Source organism: Bacillus sp. NTK074B (genome assembly GCF_017303375.1).
GTDB lineage: Bacteria > Bacillota > Bacilli > Bacillales > Bacillaceae_B > Rossellomorea.
The window spans coordinates 425,407-442,289 of record NZ_JAFKOH010000002.1 but is presented as its reverse complement, the minus strand read 5'-3'; the positions used below and the strand labels follow the sequence as shown (position 1 = coordinate 442,289).

General features: G+C 41.6%; 16 protein-coding genes. 11 read left to right on the top strand and 5 right to left on the bottom strand.

Annotation, left to right across the window (positions count from 1 at the left end):
* Positions 1 to 13 precede the first annotated feature (13 nt).
* Positions 14 to 322 (top strand): YlaH-like family protein, encoded by a 309-nt coding sequence (locus JI667_RS05540; RefSeq protein WP_206851063.1) that lies wholly within the window; start codon positions 14 to 16, stop codon positions 320 to 322.
* Positions 323 to 375: 53 nt separating this feature from the next.
* Here the strand turns inward: JI667_RS05540 and JI667_RS05535 are convergent, their stop codons facing one another.
* Both JI667_RS05535 and JI667_RS05530 read right to left on the bottom strand, forming a co-directional pair.
* Positions 376 to 867 (bottom strand): hypothetical protein, encoded by a 492-nt coding sequence (locus JI667_RS05535; protein ID WP_368077882.1) that lies wholly within the window; start codon positions 865 to 867, stop codon positions 376 to 378.
* Entirely contained in the window at positions 809 to 1,009 is a 201-nt protein-coding gene (locus JI667_RS05530; protein ID WP_206851062.1) for a YlaI family protein, read from the bottom strand. Before JI667_RS05530 ends, JI667_RS05535 begins: the two co-directional genes overlap by 59 nt.
* A 178-nt stretch (positions 1,010 to 1,187) precedes the next feature.
* Between JI667_RS05530 and JI667_RS05525 the strand changes: the two genes are divergently transcribed.
* On the top strand, positions 1,188 to 1,643 hold the full coding sequence (locus tag JI667_RS05525; protein WP_206851061.1) for a pyridoxamine 5'-phosphate oxidase family protein: 456 nt from the start codon (positions 1,188 to 1,190) through the stop codon (positions 1,641 to 1,643).
* Positions 1,644 to 1,687: 44 nt separating this feature from the next.
* Here the strand turns inward: JI667_RS05525 and JI667_RS05520 are convergent, their stop codons facing one another.
* On the bottom strand, positions 1,688 to 2,290 hold the full coding sequence (locus JI667_RS05520) for a YhcN/YlaJ family sporulation lipoprotein (protein WP_206851060.1): 603 nt from the start codon (positions 2,288 to 2,290) through the stop codon (positions 1,688 to 1,690).
* Positions 2,291 to 2,468: 178 nt separating this feature from the next.
* On the opposite strand from JI667_RS05520, the gene JI667_RS05515 reads away from it, so the two are divergent.
* Positions 2,469 to 3,797: a PhoH family protein gene (locus JI667_RS05515; RefSeq protein ID WP_206851059.1), complete on the top strand. Its 1,329-nt coding sequence runs from the start codon at positions 2,469 to 2,471 to the stop codon at positions 3,795 to 3,797.
* A gap of 79 nt (positions 3,798 to 3,876) precedes the next feature.
* Here the strand turns inward: JI667_RS05515 and JI667_RS05510 are convergent, their stop codons facing one another.
* On the bottom strand, positions 3,877 to 4,374 hold the full coding sequence (locus JI667_RS05510; RefSeq protein WP_206851058.1) for a peptidyl-prolyl cis-trans isomerase: 498 nt from the start codon (positions 4,372 to 4,374) through the stop codon (positions 3,877 to 3,879).
* 139 nt (positions 4,375 to 4,513) lie between these two features.
* On the opposite strand from JI667_RS05510, the gene glsA reads away from it, so the two are divergent.
* The 4 genes from glsA (at position 4,514) to pyc (ending at position 10,830) form a co-directional block, all read left to right on the top strand.
* Positions 4,514 to 5,437, top strand: a complete 924-nt coding sequence (gene glsA / locus JI667_RS05505) for a glutaminase A (RefSeq protein ID WP_206851057.1) — start codon at positions 4,514 to 4,516, stop codon at positions 5,435 to 5,437.
* A gap of 196 nt (positions 5,438 to 5,633) precedes the next feature.
* The gene (locus JI667_RS05500; protein WP_206851056.1) at positions 5,634 to 5,915 is read left to right on the top strand and encodes a YlaN family protein; all 282 of its coding nucleotides are present in this window, start codon (positions 5,634 to 5,636) and stop codon (positions 5,913 to 5,915) included.
* Positions 5,916 to 6,029: 114 nt separating this feature from the next.
* Positions 6,030 to 7,247 (top strand): FtsW/RodA/SpoVE family cell cycle protein, encoded by a 1,218-nt coding sequence (locus JI667_RS05495; RefSeq protein ID WP_206851055.1) that lies wholly within the window; start codon positions 6,030 to 6,032, stop codon positions 7,245 to 7,247.
* Between the two features lie 142 nt (positions 7,248 to 7,389).
* Positions 7,390 to 10,830: a pyruvate carboxylase gene (pyc, locus tag JI667_RS05490; protein WP_206851054.1), complete on the top strand. Its 3,441-nt coding sequence runs from the start codon at positions 7,390 to 7,392 to the stop codon at positions 10,828 to 10,830.
* 34 nt (positions 10,831 to 10,864) lie between these two features.
* Here the strand turns inward: pyc and JI667_RS05485 are convergent, their stop codons facing one another.
* The gene (locus tag JI667_RS05485; RefSeq protein ID WP_280515461.1) at positions 10,865 to 11,782 is read right to left on the bottom strand and encodes a COX15/CtaA family protein; all 918 of its coding nucleotides are present in this window, start codon (positions 11,780 to 11,782) and stop codon (positions 10,865 to 10,867) included.
* Between the two features lie 479 nt (positions 11,783 to 12,261).
* Between JI667_RS05485 and cyoE the strand changes: the two genes are divergently transcribed.
* The 4 genes from cyoE (at position 12,262) to JI667_RS05465 (ending at position 16,882) form a co-directional block, all read left to right on the top strand.
* The gene (gene cyoE / locus JI667_RS05480) at positions 12,262 to 13,176 is read left to right on the top strand and encodes a heme o synthase (protein WP_206851053.1); all 915 of its coding nucleotides are present in this window, start codon (positions 12,262 to 12,264) and stop codon (positions 13,174 to 13,176) included.
* 102 nt (positions 13,177 to 13,278) lie between these two features.
* Complete coding sequence (gene coxB, locus JI667_RS05475) at positions 13,279 to 14,355, top strand: cytochrome c oxidase subunit II (protein ID WP_206851052.1); 1,077 nt, start codon at positions 13,279 to 13,281, stop codon at positions 14,353 to 14,355.
* Between the two features lie 80 nt (positions 14,356 to 14,435).
* Positions 14,436 to 16,253 carry a cytochrome c oxidase subunit I gene (gene ctaD, locus JI667_RS05470; RefSeq protein WP_211201222.1) on the top strand — a complete coding sequence of 606 codons (1,818 nt, stop codon included), beginning with the start codon at positions 14,436 to 14,438 and terminating at the stop codon, positions 16,251 to 16,253.
* Positions 16,253 to 16,882: a cytochrome (ubi)quinol oxidase subunit III gene (locus JI667_RS05465; RefSeq protein ID WP_206851051.1), complete on the top strand. Its 630-nt coding sequence runs from the start codon at positions 16,253 to 16,255 to the stop codon at positions 16,880 to 16,882. Before ctaD ends, JI667_RS05465 begins: the two co-directional genes overlap by 1 nt.
* Position 16,883 lies beyond the last annotated feature (1 nt).

The following is a 16,883-nucleotide window of genomic DNA, read 5'->3' as shown; positions in this document are numbered from 1 at the left end:
GGGGGAGTAGGAAATGGATGTAACGGAGCGTTTGTCCTTTTTCGCATCCCTTTACCGTGTTGATCAAAACGCGGAAATGGGTATGTGGTTGCTTTATATAACCATAGTGGGGCTCTCAATCTTAGTTTATAAGCTCGGTTTTGCAAAGAAACTGCCAGTAATGAAATCCATTTTGATTTATACTTTTCTTATTCTGGGATGTACTGTCCTTACGTTTCTTGGCATCTTTTTGCCTGTAGCTGAGGGATTAGTGGTAGCGGCCCTGATTTTAATAATATATAAGATCCGCTTGACGAATGAAAAGAAAAAAGGCACGTTTTAAGCTAAAAAAAATCTGCAGTCCCGATAAGAAGGGGCTGCAGATTTTTTCTATTTTTATTTCGCTTTGACCAACGGTATATACAGGGCAGGTAGACTCAGGGCATATAGAATATGGCCAACAGCCCAAATTAGTATGGCTGTGCTATCGAATAAACCAGGTACATCCTTTACGGCAAGATACGATAAGGGAAAATAAAGGAATAAAGTAGGGAAGGATAAAATAAGGGAAAGAATCCATGACCCCTTTTTTGTGACATTCTGTTTTTCCAGTATGTAAACAAAGATCGTACCGATTACACAGGATATGGCCAAATGAAATGAAAATTCCAGCCATTCAGGCAGACTTTTTGAAGTAAACATCGGGATGAAATCGACATTTAGCAATAGTACGTATACCTTAATCCCGGTCAATGTTTGCATCCCTCTGAGGAACAGCCCTAATAGGGTACCGGATATAAGGCCGATGACAAATCCCTTAAAGATTTGTTTAGAAGTCATCTTCAATTTTGGGAGAACGATAAAATTTGAAATTTCCAGTTGAGACACGATCTTCCGTCTTCTCTTTGATCCGTTCGTGGCATTTATCACACATATATGTGTGAATAGGTCTGTTTCGCAGCTTTTTGGCCTGTAAGGAATAATCATCAATATTTTCAATTACTTCACATAAAGCGCATTTTACTCTCATCGCGTACACCTCTATCTATTCTTATCATAAGTCTAGTCTCATTAGTATATCATGTAGTATAGTCAAACGCTTTATTAAACTTTCCGGTATGCTTTTAACATATATATTTGATATAGTATAATCAAGATGAATAGTGTTAGAAATGAAAGCGTTTAGAATACGCCAGAGGGGGGATTTTATGGCTAACCAGGTCGAACCCAGCTTAATTCCTGCATTATTTGATGAGCTGCAATCAGAGCGGTTTGTGACGATATCAACGGTCGACTATGAAACGAATGGACCCAATGTCAGTGCGATATCGTGGATTCTTGCCAAAGATGAACAGACATTGTTATTTGCTGTTGACCAACGTTCGAGAATTGTAAAGAATATAAAGGATAATCCACTTGTGGTTGTCAATTTAATCGCAAATGAATCAACGTATTCGATTGCCGGTAAAGCAGGAGTTTCACTGGAAAGTCTTTCTGGAGTGCCTTTAAAGCTGACTCTTGTTCAACTTGTCATTCGTGAAGTGAGGGATGTCATGTTTTATGGTTCGAAAATCTCCACAGAGCCCGCCTATGAGAAGACGTATGATAAAACGGCCGCTGACCGGTTGGATCGTCAAGTAATAGAAGCCATGAAAAAAGCTTAGATACTTAAGCTTTTTCATGGCTTTTTCTAATTTTATAAGCTTGTTTAATCGATTTTGTTGTATGTTTGATCTTCTTGCTCTTTTCTAAGCTGTTTTTCTTTCGCGTTATTCATTTTTTTCTTAGGTTCATTCGGGGCATTTTCAGGATCTGTTTGCTTTAACGATTTAGGGATTTCAGGCATCAATCTTCCGGATATATCGGACAATTCATTCATGATCCCCTGAACAGGCTCGCCTCTTTGAATATCTTTACTGATTTCTTTCAGGCGGGCATAAAGGTCAGGATCGGCAATGACCATGGCTTCTGCACCGTACGGATCATTTTGGAGTGCTTCTGCGACAGAGTATTTAATTGAACCGACTTGTGAACGCTCAACATCGGAATCGATGTCAATCCCTACAAATGCATACTTGCCGATCACGACAGCCGTTGCATCCTTCACATCCGGTACGCTGGTCGTCAGTTCCACAAGGTGCTTGGAGATTTGTTGTCCTGACTTTCGTTTCACCTGTTGAATATTGCTGTCTTGAACTGTAATCGGTTTATTGTTTTTGCTGTTCGTATCATTTTTATACCCGACCTCATTTTTATTGGCACAAGCTCCGAGGATGATGGTTACCATTAGAAGAGAGATGAGCTTAGACATGTGAATACCTCCCGATTTAGAATCAATATCTTTTCTTATTGTGTAATTTTCTTCTATCTTTATACGTTTATTCATATATTTTAAGAAACGGGCCGTCCTATTTGAGTAGCTGGGAATAACCGGAACATCATTGGCTACATACAATAGTAATTAGAAATCAGGAGCAGGAGGCATCGATTTGAATAAAATTTATGTATTAGATACCAATGTCTTATTACAAGATCCACAAGCCATCTTTTCTTTCCAGGATAATGAGGTGGTTATACCTGCAGTCGTTTTAGAAGAAGTGGACTCCAAAAAGCGTTATATGGATGAAATCGGAAGAAACGCAAGACATGTATCGAAGCTGATAGATAATTTACGGCAAGAAGGAAAGCTCCATGAAAAAATCCCTCTCTATACAGGAGGGTCATTAAGAATTGAACTGAATCACCGCTCCTTTCAGCAGCTTCAGGATATATTTGTAGAGAAAACAAACGATAATCGGATTATTGCAGTAGCTAAAAACCTTTCACTTGAGGAAGAGGCAAAGAAGGATGGGAAATCGGTCATCCTTGTCAGTAAAGATACCCTTGTCCGGGTAAAGGCAGATGCTCTGGGGTTACAAGCGGAGGATTTCCTTAGTGACAGAGTTGTCGAAGTGAATGATATATACACGGGGTTCGTTGAACTATACACAGAAAGAGAATTCCTTGATAAATTTTATGATAAAGGGGAATTGACGCTTACTGATATAACGAAACAGCGATTTTATTCCCACCAGTTCCTCATCATGAAAGATGCCCTCGGAAGTTCGGCTTCAGCTCTCGGAATGGTAGATTCAAGTGGGCTAAAAGTGAAAAAACTGGTTTATGATCAAGAACATATGTGGGGAATTAAAGCTCGGAATGTCCAACAGACAATGGCAACAGAGTTATTATTGAGAGATGATATTTCACTGGTGACAATGATAGGGAAGGCAGGTACAGGAAAGACGCTTCTGGCTCTTGCAGCGGGCCTTTTGCAGACAGAGGATTTCAATAAATTCAATAAATTACTCGTTGCACGACCAATCGTCCCTGTAGGGAAAGATATCGGTTATCTTCCGGGGGAAAAACAAGAAAAATTACGACCTTGGATGCAGCCGATTTATGACAACCTCGAATACTTGTTCAATACAAAGAAACCAGGCGAACTTGATGATATTCTTGCTGGTATGGGATCGATCGAGGTGGAAGCATTGACATATATTCGAGGCAGAAGCATACCGGATCAATATATCATCATAGACGAAGCCCAGAACCTGACAAAACATGAGGTGAAAACGATTCTGACCCGCGTAGGGGAGCGAAGTAAAATTGTCTTAATGGGGGATCCGGCTCAAATCGATCATCCTTACCTGGATGAATATAACAATGGCTTAACGTATGTTGTAGAAAGGTTCAAGGATCAAAAATTAGCTGGACATGTGAAGTTGATGAAGGGTGAAAGATCAGGCTTGGCTCAGCTTGCTGCGGATATATTATAAAAAATTACGTATCGAAAACACAATTATAAGATATGAAAAAACCGGTTCAGATGTTCCTGAACCGGTTTTTTCATATCTGTTATTCCACTCTAAATGCCCTGACATCCGTTATGGGATGCTCTCTATTCGAACCATCCATATAAAAAATATGGACAGGACCGTTTTCCCTTAGTGGCTTACCGTCTTTTGAGAATCCGATCAATAGCTGATCTGCCTGAATTATGTCCAGAGCATGATCCCCGTTTATTGTTTCAATCACGATAGTCACTGCCCCAGGATGAGGCTCTGCGTTTTTAAGGAATGGAGAAAACGGAATGGCGAACGTCCCGCTAAGGATTTTCTCCTTCTCGTATTTCTTCTCGGTCTTCAAAGTAGGGGGATAGGTTGCCCCTTCTTGAATCTCCCTTGACCAATGCTTGGAAACTGCTTTTGTATATTCTTCTAATTCATCAACTTTTTCTGTTGTATTATCAAAATATGTAGTTAAATCCACTTTTCGATCATCAAATATCCAAACTCCCGAATCCAATGTAATCGGAAATTTCACTTTCCCTTTTATCGGTATGATGCTTTCCACTTCAGATTCCTCCTCTCGCTGATAATAATAGTATATATGTTCAAACAAGGTTTGTCACATTCAGGTGAAAGCATTTTCAGCGTTTTCAATGAACGAAAATAGGGAAACTATAAGTAGGACAAAAGGAGCTGTTGGATAAATGATAAAAACTCAGGAATGGTTGGAAGAATTAGTCGAAAAAGCAAGACCCTCTGCAGCTGAAGGGAAGGTGGCGGAGTACATACCGGCATTGAAGGATCAAAACCCCAATGACCTGGCAATCAGCATTTATACCTTGGATAATCACTCCTGTTACGCAGGGGATCATTTAAAGAAATTTACACTTCAAAGCATTTCGAAGGTCATTACCCTGGCACTAGTCTTAATGGATTATGGGGAAGATTATGTATTTTCCAGAGTTGGGATGGAGCCCACAGGTGATCCCTTCAATTCCATAGCAAAACTGGAAACCCATAAGCCATCAAAACCACTTAATCCAATGATCAATGCAGGTGCACTGGCAGTGACAAACATGATTAAAGGTAACACCGGAACGGAAAAGTGGCAGCGACTCATTGAATTCATCAACCATATGACGGGAGAAACGGTCTCATATAATGAAGACGTGGCCTACTCAGAGTTGCAAACGGCCAACCTCAACAGATCGCTCTGTTATTTCATGAAGCAGCATGGTGTGATTACAGGGAATGTTGAAGATCTGCTCGTGCTCTACACAAAGCAATGTGCCGTCGAAATGAGTTGTGTTGATCTCGCAAAGATGGGTGCGGTATTCGCCAATGATGGAATTGACCCGGAAAGCGGCCGTGAAGTGATTACCAGGGATGTGGCAAGAGTGTGTAAAACCTTTATGGTAACATGCGGCATGTATAATACATCAGGTGAGTTCGCCATAAAAGTCGGGATCCCTGCCAAAAGTGGAGTATCAGGGGGCATCATGGGATCTGTACCTGGTAAGTGCGGGATCGGAATTTTTGGACCTGCCTTGGATGATGTCGGTAACAGCAGTGCAGGATTAAAGCTGCTTCAGATGCTCAGTGATGAATATTCATGGAGTATTTTTTAACTTCTCAGCGGGAAATAACAAGGCCTACCAAAGAATCAAAACCTTATGGCTTAATGACCCTTGATTCCATTAAAATAATCGTTCGAAATTTTGTCATTGAATCCCGGGCAGAACACTTATTTTTCTTGCAATTTCTCGGATTTAACGATAAAATTTTAAGACAGGAAGGTTATTTGTTCGGAATGGGGGGATCACTGTGGCGTCAGAAATGACAATTAATCATCGAGAAAAAGCCTATGAGCTATTAAAGGCCGACGCAGAAAAGATACTACAACTAATTAAAGTTCAAATGGATAATTTAACGATGCCCCAATGCCCTCTCTATGAGGAAGTATTGGATACCCAGATGTTCGGATTATCCCGTGAAATAGAATTTGCCGTCCGGTTGGGACTAGTGGATGATCAAGATGGAAAAGATCTGATTGATTCTTTGGAAAGACAACTTTCTGCCCTTCATGAAGCATTTACAAAAAAGTAAAATAGTCATGACAACTCAAACAATACATAGAACTGTTGTTTGAGTTTTTTTGTTAATTACAGTCAATGTTACAGAAAGAAGAAAATGATATAAGAAAAAAAGGATTGAAATGTCATGATTAAAAAAATAGCAAAGTCCTATGATTACTCATTAATCGCTGTCTATGTTTTTCTATGTTTATTTGGCCTTGTCATGATCTATAGTGCCAGTATGGTCATGGCCGTTGAACGTTTTGGCTGGGATAGCGATCATTTTTATAAGCGACAGATGGTTAATATCATTATAGGTTTCATTGCCTTTACAATTGCAGCATGGTTCCCGTACAAAGCCTTTCAAGTCGGTAAGATCATCAAGAGTCTGATGGTCGTCATCATTGGATTGTTACTTGCGGTCCATGTATTCGGGTATGAGGTGAACAATGCAAAGAGCTGGATCAACTTAGGCTTCATGCCTATTCAGCCATCGGAATTCGCCAAGCTTGCCGTTATTATTTATTTAGGTTCCGTATACTCAAAGAAACAGGCATACATAGATGATTTTAATAAAGGACTTGCACCGCCGCTATTGTTTCTAGGCTTCATTTGCTTCCTGGTATTTTTAGAACCTGACTTCGGAACGGCAGCAATTATATTCGCCATTGGTGCGATCGTCATTTCCTGTTCTGGAATAAGCTATAAGACATTTTTTAAGCTTGCGGGCCTCGGAATCGGTTTTATGATTGTGTTGTCTCCCGTCATTTATCTTGCGAGGGGCTTCATTTTCACTAAAGAAAGGCTTAGCAGGATTGAAGCCTATCTGTCCCCGTTTAAATATGCCCAAGGTGAAGGCTACCATCTGGTGAATTCATATCTTGCCATTGGTTCCGGAGGAGTGAAAGGCCTTGGTCTAGGACAGAGTGTCCAAAAGCTGGGTTATTTACCCGAACCCCAAACAGATTTCATCATGGCTATCATTGCTGAAGAGCTGGGGGTATTCGGGGTAAGCTTTGTCATCCTCGGGCTTTCCTATATTGTGCTCCGCGGGATTTATACCGGGGTGAAGTGTCAGGATCCCTTTGGGACGATGCTTGCCATAGGGATCTCCTGTATGATAGGTATACAGGCTTTCATCAATCTGGGAGGGGTCTCAGGTTTGATTCCAATCACGGGGGTTCCACTGCCGTTCATAAGTTACGGGGGTTCTTCCCTATTGGTGCTATCTTTGTCGATGGGTGTCCTTGTGAATGTGTCGATGTTTGTAAAATATGAAGAAAAATATAAAATCAAGAAGGAAAATGACTATCCTTCGGAGAATATGGATAATAGCAAAAAAATATATGGTATAAAAATGTAGGTCACTTTTATAGAGTTTCTAACTCTCTAAGTCTAGGGTCTGCCCCCTAAGATACTTTTTTACTATCTTTCGGGACAGCCCCTTTTTAATAGACTGCATTATTGGAAAATTCAATCAAGAATAGCTAAAAGGAGAGAGAGAATTGAAGAAAATTAAAAAAGTACTGGTAGCAAATCGCGGAGAAATTGCCATCCGTGTGTTCAGGGCATGTACTGAACTTAATATTCGAACCGTGGCGATATACAGCAAGGAAGACTCTGGTGCATATCATCGCTATAAAGCAGATGAAGCGTATTTAGTAGGCGAAGGGAAGAAGCCTATTGATGCTTATTTAGATATTGAAGGAATCATTCGAATTGCAAAAAATGCAGGTGTCGATGCCATCCATCCCGGATATGGTTTCCTGTCCGAAAATATACATTTTGCCAGACGTTGTGAAGAAGAAGGGATCAATTTCGTAGGTCCAGATTCGGAGCATTTAAACATGTTCGGTGACAAAGTTAAGGCACGACATCAGGCTCAAGAGGCTAATATACCTGTTATACCGGGTACGGATGGTCCTGTAGAGACATTGGAGGAAGTCATTGCATTTGGGAAGGAACACGGGTTCCCGATCATCATTAAAGCATCACTTGGCGGAGGCGGACGCGGGATGCGTATCGTCCGTAATCTGGATAGCTTGAAGGAAGCATATGAACGAGCCAAATCAGAAGCCAAAGCGGCGTTTGGAAATGATGAGATTTATGTTGAGAAATTTGTGGAAAACCCTAAACATATTGAAGTTCAGATCCTTGGTGATCAAGATGGTAATATCGTTCACTTATACGAGCGTGATTGCTCCATTCAAAGACGCCATCAGAAAGTAGTGGAAATAGCACCTTCTGTATCGTTAAGTGAAAAGTTGAGAGAAGATATCTGCGAAGCGGCAGTCCGCCTGATGGACAATGTGAAATACGTGAATGCCGGTACCGTTGAGTTCCTTGTGGCGAATAATCAGTTTTACTTCATTGAAGTTAATCCACGTGTACAGGTGGAGCATACCATTACGGAAATGGTAACAGGAGTAGACATTGTTCAATCACAGTTGATGATAGCGGAAGGACACGCCCTTCATAGTGATAAACTCGGCATTCCTCTTCAGGATGATATTAGAACGAATGGATTTGCCATTCAGTCACGCGTTACAACGGAGGATCCACTAAATAACTTTATGCCTGATACAGGAAAAATCATGGCTTACCGGTCAGGGGGAGGGTTCGGAGTCCGTCTCGATGCAGGTAACGGGTTCCAGGGAGCGGTCATTACCCCGTATTACGATTCCCTTCTTGTCAAGCTTTCTACGTGGGCACTGACATTCGAACAGGCGGCATCCAAAATGGTCAGAAATCTTCAGGAATTTAGAATACGTGGGATCAAGACGAACATTCCCTTTCTGGAAAATGTTGTAAAGCATGAAAATTTTATTACAGGTCAATATGATACATCATTTATCGACACAACCCCTGAACTGTTCATTTTCCCTAAACGGAAGGACAGGGGAACGAAGATGCTTTCTTATATCGGAAATGTAACCGTCAATGGATTCCCTGGAATAGAGAAGAAGAAAAAGCCTGTCTTCCCGAAACCGCGGATACCGGCATTGAATGGTAAGCAGGAATTACAGCACGGCACAAAACAAATTCTGGATCAGCATGGTGCAGAGGGGCTTGTGAATTGGGTCAAAGAGCATAACAATGTATTACTGACGGATACAACGTTCCGGGATGCACATCAATCATTACTGGCTACGCGTGTGAGGACAAACGACCTTAAACAGATCGCCGAACCTACATCCCAACTGCTGCCTGATATGTTCTCTTATGAAATGTGGGGCGGAGCGACATTCGATGTAGCCTATCGTTTCCTGAAGGAAGATCCATGGAATCGATTATTGACTCTAAGAGAGCGTATTCCAAATGTATTATTCCAAATGCTGCTCAGGGCCTCCAATGCAGTAGGGTATAAAAACTATCCCGATAATGTTATCCGTGAATTTGTTGAAAAATCAGCGTTTGCAGGTATTGATGTATTCAGGATATTCGATAGCTTAAACTGGGTAAAAGGAATGGAAGTGGCAATTGACGCCGTAAGGCAAAGCGGAAAGATTGCCGAGGCAGCCATTTGCTATACCGGTGATATCGATGATCCGACCCGTACCAAATATAGTATTGACTACTATAAAAATCTTGCAAAAGAATTAGAAGCGAGCGGTGCCCATATCCTGGCCATTAAAGATATGGCGGGACTCTTAAAGCCGCAGTCAGCTTACCGGTTAATTTCGGAATTAAAAGATACAATCAGCCTGCCAATTCACCTGCACACTCATGACACGAGTGGAAATGGTATCTACACATACGCACGAGCAGTAGAAGCGGGTGTAGACATTGTTGATACCGCCCTCGGTACTATGTCAGGTTTAACCTCTCAGCCAAGTGCCAGTACGCTGTATTATGCATTAAAAGGAACCGAAAGAGAACCGGATGTTAACATTGATTCACTTGAAACCCTGTCTCACTACTGGGAAGACATACGTAAGTATTATACTGACTTTGAAAGTGGCATGATGTCCCCCCATTCAGAGGTATACAAGCATGAAATGCCTGGCGGACAATACAGCAATCTTCAACAGCAGGCCAAAGCCGTTGGACTCGGTAACCGCTGGGAAGAGGTTAAAGAAATGTATGCAAGGGTGAATCATATGTTTGGCGATATCGTCAAGGTCACTCCTTCCTCTAAAGTCGTGGGGGACATGGCTTTATTCATGGTTCAGAATGATCTATCCGAAGCGGATGTAATCGAAAAGGGTGAGAAGATTGATTTCCCGGATTCCGTTGTGGAATTATTCGAAGGGTATCTGGGACAACCGCATGGCGGTTTCCCGAAAGATTTACAGAGGGTGATCCTGAAAGGACGAAATCCTTTGACCGTACGTCCAGGAGAGTTGTTGGATGATGTGGATTTCGCTGCCCTTAAAGAGAAGCTCTTCGAGGATCTCGAGCGTCCTGTTACCAGCTTTGACGCCCTGGGTTATGCTTTATATCCTAAAGTGTTCATGGAATATGCAAACACTATGGACCAATTCGGTGATATCTCAGTTCTGGATACTCCGACCTTCCTATTCGGAATGAGACTCGGTGAAGAAATAGAAGTGGAAATCGAAACGGGCAAGACGCTCATCGTGAAGCTTGTTTCCATAGGTCAGGCACAGGCGGATGGTACACGGATCGTTTACTTTGAATTGAATGGCCAGGCCCGTGAAGTTGTCATCAAGGATGAAAGTATCAAGTCTACTGTGGCTGCCAAGATGAAGGCCGATATGAAAAATGAAAACCATATCGGGGCTTCCATGCCAGGGACCGTCATAAGGGTCATTGCAGAAAAAGGGGAAACCGTCGAAAAGGGAGATCATCTCATGATCACAGAAGCCATGAAGATGGAAACGACCGTTCAGGCTCCTTTCGCAGGGGTGGTAAAAGACATCTATGTTCAAAATGGTGACGCCATCAGTCCCGGGGATTTATTGATCGAAGTAAATAAAGCATAAAAAAGATTCCGGGGATCATCCCCGGAATCTTTTTTTATTCTTTCCGCTTGCTTCTTGAAGCAAGCAGGTTGAAGTAACATAATAATCCAAACAGACAAGAGATTATCAAGGCGTGCATTAACGCAATCGACAGATTCAATCTTGTGAACACTACGAGCGCACCACTCATCACTTGCAGACAAACGAGAATGAATGCAATGATCCAGCCCCAGTAAATCACTTTCTGATGCTTATGCTCCTTGATGGCAATATAGGTAATGTATGCAATCCACAAGAAAATAAAACCTGCTGCTGCCCTGTGCCCCATCTGGATCCATTCATACATATTTGTCGGCAGACCGGGAGAAGAGTTGACACATAATGGCCAATCCTTACACACCAAACTCGATTCAGTATGTCGTACAAGAGCGCCCGTATAAACAACAAGATAACTATAAATCGTCACACCGACCGTATGAAATCTCATCCGTTTGTCGATGACCAATGAGTTCGCATCGAACTTCTGATCGATTTCAAATACCAGAAGTGTCAATAGTAATATGGAAGCAAAGGAAATGAGGGAAATACCGAAGTGCAGGGCAAGGACGAAATCAGATTGTCCCCAAAGTACAGCTGCAGCTCCGATCAATCCTTGCAATACCAGGAAAAAGAATGATAGTGCCGCAAGGAATTTTGTTTCACGCTTATATCCGAGCGCTTTCCATGACCATATTGATAATGCGAGAACTAATAATCCCACACCGCCGGATACAACGCGATGTGCCAATTCTATAACAAGTTCAAAAGTAATATCACTTGGAATTAACTGTCCATTACAAAGGGGCCAAGATCGCCCGCAGCCCATGCCTGATTCTGTTTTTGTTACCAGGGCTCCACCTAAAAGAACAAATAACATACCCAATGTAGTTAAAACGGCAAGCCACTTTAATCCTTTGTGAACACCTTTATGCAATCTATTCACCTTCTTAATTAATAGACTCTACACACTTTCTATAAATAAATATAGTAGAAAAATATATATGCCCCTACGATATTACATAAAAGGGTTGAAAAACTCAACCGATAAAATGTTACAGAATTATGAGCATTTATCTAGGCTGAATGGAGAAGAGTAATAGTAGGGAAGGACTAATTTACGGAAAAACAAAATCTGTAAGCGCTTTGCCCTGTTTTATGGTATGATGGAATTAAAATGTTTGTAGAAATTTGAAGAAACATGTATGCCTTTCTTTCTTCACAATTTCTTCACATAATTGTCTAATTCTCCCCCAAAAAGGAAAAAATATATGGTTTAATATAATATTGATAGCATATATACTATTTCTTATCTGTGGATGAATTTACAGAAGAATATAGAAATAGTTAATCATTTCCTATATAGTATAGAGGTGGCAGCAAACCTCTTTGCTTTTTATAGAGAGGAGAGAGAAAATGTCTAACAGTCGAATCATGACAGACGTTGAGAAAGCAGATGTGACAGCTTCAACTGCTTGGAAAGATTTTTTGGCACTCATTAAAATCGGGATCGTTAATTCTAACTTAATTACTACCTTTACAGGTATGTGGTTAGCTTTTTATTTCACGAATACACACTTTCTGAATTCCCTGGACATCATGTTCCTTACGTTGATAGGTTCTTCCCTTATTATTGCAGGGTCATGCTCCATCAATAATGTGTATGATCGGGATATCGATCACTTGATGGAACGAACGAAGGAAAGACCTACCGTAACAGGTAAGATCAATGGACCAAAAGCATTGACCCTTGGGTTAATCATGATAGCAGTCGGTCTCATCATGTTATTCATGACGACCATCACTGCAGGTGTCATTGGGCTGATCGGGGTATTTAGTTATGTTGTATTATATACAATGTGGTCAAAGAGAAAATATGTGAGCAACACGATTGTAGGAAGTATCTCAGGTGCGGTTCCTCCATTGATCGGTTGGGCTGCTGTCGATGCAAACCTCGATGTGATTGCTTGGGTACTGTTTCTGATGATGTTCATCTGGCAGCCTCCGCATTTCTATGCTTTAGCGATGAAAAGAGTGGAAGAATACAGAGCAGCCAGTATCCCAATGCTTCCAGTAGTGAAGGGATTTGCGACAACGAAGCACCATATCGTAGCCTGGGTTGCAGCTCTTTTCCCACTTCCTTTCTTCTTGATGGATCTCGGGATGTTTTTCTTTGTCCTTGCAACGGCCTTTAATATTGGCTGGCTGGCACTTGGATTGGCAGGTTATAAGATGAAAGATGATATTAAGTGGTCAAAGCTTATGTTCGTTTATTCATTAAACTACTTGACTATCTTGTTCGTAGCGATGGTCATCGTTACGGTACTTTAAGATTAGTGGGAATTCTTTCTGATAAGAAATCCAAATAGATATTTTTATGGGTCCTTGTTTTATTCCAAAGTACATTACATGAAAGAGGGGTTTGATTAAGCTATGAAAGCAAGGCTATCTAAGTGGCGCTTATTCTCAATTGTAGCAATGTTAGCGCTGGTTCTTTCTGGCTGTGGAGAGCCATTTCTCTCCACATTGCAGCCAGCCGGTGAAGTTGCACAGACACAATATGATTTAATGATACTTGCGACATTAATTATGGTATTGGTCATCATTGTAGTCATCGCTGTCTATATGGTTGCGATTGTTCGTTTCCGTAGAAAGAAAGGGGATACAAAAATCCCTAAGCAAGTAGAAGGAAGTCACACACTTGAAATCGTGTGGACCGTTATCCCGATCATTCTCCTTCTTATCCTAGCCGTTCCTACTGTTACAGCTACATTCCAATTAGCAGATACAAAGGCAATGGATAAAAAGGATAAAGACGGAAATCGTGACGCATTGGTCGTAAATGTACGTGCCAATCTCTATTGGTGGGAATTCGAATATCCGGATGAAAAGATCATTACATCTCAAGACTTAGTTGTCCCAACCGATCAGAAAGTATATTTCAATGTGACAGCCTCAGATGTAAAACACTCATTCTGGATTCCTGCTGCAGGAGGAAAGATCGATACAAACGTTGATGGAGTGAATAAATTCTTCCTTGAGTTTGACGGGGATAAGTCCAAAGAGGCAGGTGGATTATTCTATGGTAAATGTGCGGAGCTTTGCGGTCCCTCACATGCTTTAATGGACTTTAAAGTTAAAGCGCTTCCTAAAGAAGAATTCACAGCATGGGTTGAAGATATGAAAAATGCAGAAGAACCTAAACCTACTTCTGATTTGGCACAACAAGGACAAGAAATCTTCAACCAAAAATGTCTTGCTTGCCATGCAGTTTCTCCGCAGGATGGTCGACCTGAAGTAGCTCGTAAAGCTCCAAACCTGGCTACCTTTGGTGAACGATCAAGAATCGCGGGAGTATTGGATCATAACGAAGAAGAGTTGAAAAATTGGATTTCTGACCCTGAGCAGTACAAACCAGGAAATAAAATGACAGGTACATATGGAAACCTGCAGGAAGATGAAATCGATGCACTTGCAGAGTATTTAATGGGCTTAAAGGTACAAGATTAATTGGGGATTAGTAAAAGGGAGGTTTAATCGTGAGTAGCTATGCACAGAAAAAAGGCTTCGGCGCGACTGTATGGGACTACATGACAACAGTGGACCATAAAAAGATCGCCATCCTTTACCTAATGGCAGGAGGATTTTTCTTCCTTGTCGGTGGATTGGAAGCTCTTATCATTCGTATACAACTTGCAGTTCCTAACAATGATTTTGTTAGTGCAGGTTTATACAACGAACTATTAACCATGCACGGTACAACGATGATATTCTTGGCCGCCATGCCACTTATATTTGCATTCATGAATGCAGTCGTACCATTGCAGATCGGTGCTCGTGACGTTGCGTTTCCTTTCGTGAACTCATTAGGGTTCTGGTTATTCTTCTTAGGAGGGGTATTCCTGAATCTTTCATGGTTTATGGGAGGAGCACCAGATGCCGGGTGGACTTCATACGCATCTCTATCCTTGGCATCACCGGGTCATGGAATTGACTTCTATGTACTCGGGTTACAGATAGCCGGGGCAGGTACACTGATAGGTGGTATTAACTTCCTTGTAACCATTATTAATATGCGTGCTCCAGGAATGACATATATGCGTATGCCGCTTTTCACTTGGACAGTATTTGTTACATCTGCGCTTATTCTTTTCGCATTTCCGGCATTAACGGTAGGGCTTTTCCTAATGTTATTTGATCGTATGTTCGGAGCGAATTTCTTCGATGTAGCTAATGGTGGGAATACAATTATCTGGGAGCACTTCTTCTGGATCTTTGGCCACCCGGAGGTTTACATCCTTGTATTACCGGCATTCGGAATTTTCTCAGAGATCATTCCACATTTCTCTAGAAAGCGTTTATTTGGATACTCATCCATGGTATTTGCAACCGTATTGATTGGTTTCTTAGGCTTCATGGTATGGGCTCACCACATGTTCACAGTAGGCTTGGGTCCGATAGCCAATGCCATCTTCGCCGTTGCTACAATGGCAATCGCCGTTCCGACGGGTATTAAGATCTTTAACTGGCTCCTTACTATGTGGGGAGGAAGTTTAAGATTCACGACTCCGATGCTTTATGCAGTGGCTTTCATACCTACATTCGTAGCGGGTGGGGTAACGGGAATCATGCTGGCTTCTGCTGCGGCAGATTATCAGTTCCATGATACCTATTTCGTTGTAGCCCATTTCCATTATGTAATCGTAGGTGGGGTAGTATTTGCCCTGTTAGCAGGTACTCACTATTATTGGCCGAAAATGTTTGGAACGATGTTAAATGACTTCTTAGGAAAGATTGCTTTCTGGTTGTTCTTTATCGGATTCCACTTGACATTCTTCATTCAGCATTTCCTAGGACTTATGGGAATGCCCCGCCGTGTTTGGACGTTCTTGCCTGGTCAAGGATTCGAAACGGCAAACTTAGTAAGTTCAATCGGTGCCGGATTCATGGGCGTAGCCGTTATCGTTTATGTAATTAATATCATTGTCACTCAAGTTAAAGGAGTAAAGGTAGCCAATGACCCTTGGGGAGATGGACGTACCATCGAATGGGCGATCCCGTCACCTCCGCCATTCTACAATTTTAAGCAAACTCCGCTTATCCGTGGTTTGGACGCTTATTGGTTAGAAAAAATGGAAGGCAACAAAGGGTTAACGCCTGCTGAACCTATCGGTGATATTCATATGCCGAATAATTCCATCCTGCCTTTCTTTATATCACTTGGATTGTTCATTGCTGCATTCGGTGCAATGTATCACGTTGATGATAAAGCATGGGCACTGCCGGTGCTGATCATCGGTATGATGATCACATTGGGTTCCATGTTCCTTCGTTCTGTATTGGATGATCATGGTTATCATGTACACAAGGAAGATTTGATGGATGATGATAAAGGGGGTAAGGCATAATGCAAGCTGAAGAAAAGTTCACGCCAAAGACCTGGCCGGCCTCCCCTGAAAAGGCTACCCTTGAGGGGAAAAATAAATTTATGGGCTTCTGGTTTTTCCTTGGTGGAGAAACAGTACTTTTCGGATCTCTATTCGCTACGTACTTGGCTCTTAAAAATAAAGTTCCAAGTGACAGTCATGCACTTACAACGGACTTATTTGATTTACCGCTGTCGTTTTTAGCAACGATGCTTCTTTTAACAAGCTCACTGACAAGTGTTTATGCCATGTATCATATGAAAAACTATAATTTCCAACGGATGCAGGCCTGGTTATTGATTACAGTTCTACTGGGTGCCGGGTTCCTGGGATTGGAGATTTACGAGTTCAATCATTACGTACATGAATACGGGCATACTTTTACTAGTAGTGCATTTGGTTCAGCCTTTTACACTCTTGTAGGTTTCCATGGGGGACACGTTGCTTTTGGTCTTCTTTGGATTGTCAGCTTGATGCTTCGTAATGCCAAACGTGGTTTAAATCTATACAATGCTCCTAAGTTCTATTTAGCTTCATTGTACTGGCATTTTATCGACGTTGTATGGGTATTTATCTTTACAGTAGTATACTTAATGGGAATGGTGGGATAAA

Bases quoted from the DNA above. Each gene is read 5' to 3' on its own strand.
- JI667_RS05540 (WP_206851063.1), top strand. From the start codon at position 14: ATGGATGTAACGGAGCGTTTGTCCTTTTTCGCATCCCTTTACCGTGTT.
- JI667_RS05530 (WP_206851062.1), bottom strand. From the start codon at position 1,009: ATGAGAGTAAAATGCGCTTTATGTGAAGTAATTGAAAATATTGATGAT.
- JI667_RS05525 (WP_206851061.1), top strand. From the start codon at position 1,188: ATGGCTAACCAGGTCGAACCCAGCTTAATTCCTGCATTATTTGATGAG.
- JI667_RS05520 (WP_206851060.1), bottom strand. From the start codon at position 2,290: ATGTCTAAGCTCATCTCTCTTCTAATGGTAACCATCATCCTCGGAGCT.
- glsA (WP_206851057.1), top strand. From the start codon at position 4,514: ATGATAAAAACTCAGGAATGGTTGGAAGAATTAGTCGAAAAAGCAAGA.
- JI667_RS05495 (WP_206851055.1), top strand. From the start codon at position 6,030: ATGATTAAAAAAATAGCAAAGTCCTATGATTACTCATTAATCGCTGTC.
- cyoE (WP_206851053.1), top strand. From the start codon at position 12,262: ATGTCTAACAGTCGAATCATGACAGACGTTGAGAAAGCAGATGTGACA.
- coxB (WP_206851052.1), top strand. From the start codon at position 13,279: ATGAAAGCAAGGCTATCTAAGTGGCGCTTATTCTCAATTGTAGCAATG.
- ctaD (WP_211201222.1), top strand. From the start codon at position 14,436: ATGACAACAGTGGACCATAAAAAGATCGCCATCCTTTACCTAATGGCA.
- JI667_RS05465 (WP_206851051.1), top strand. From the start codon at position 16,253: ATGCAAGCTGAAGAAAAGTTCACGCCAAAGACCTGGCCGGCCTCCCCT.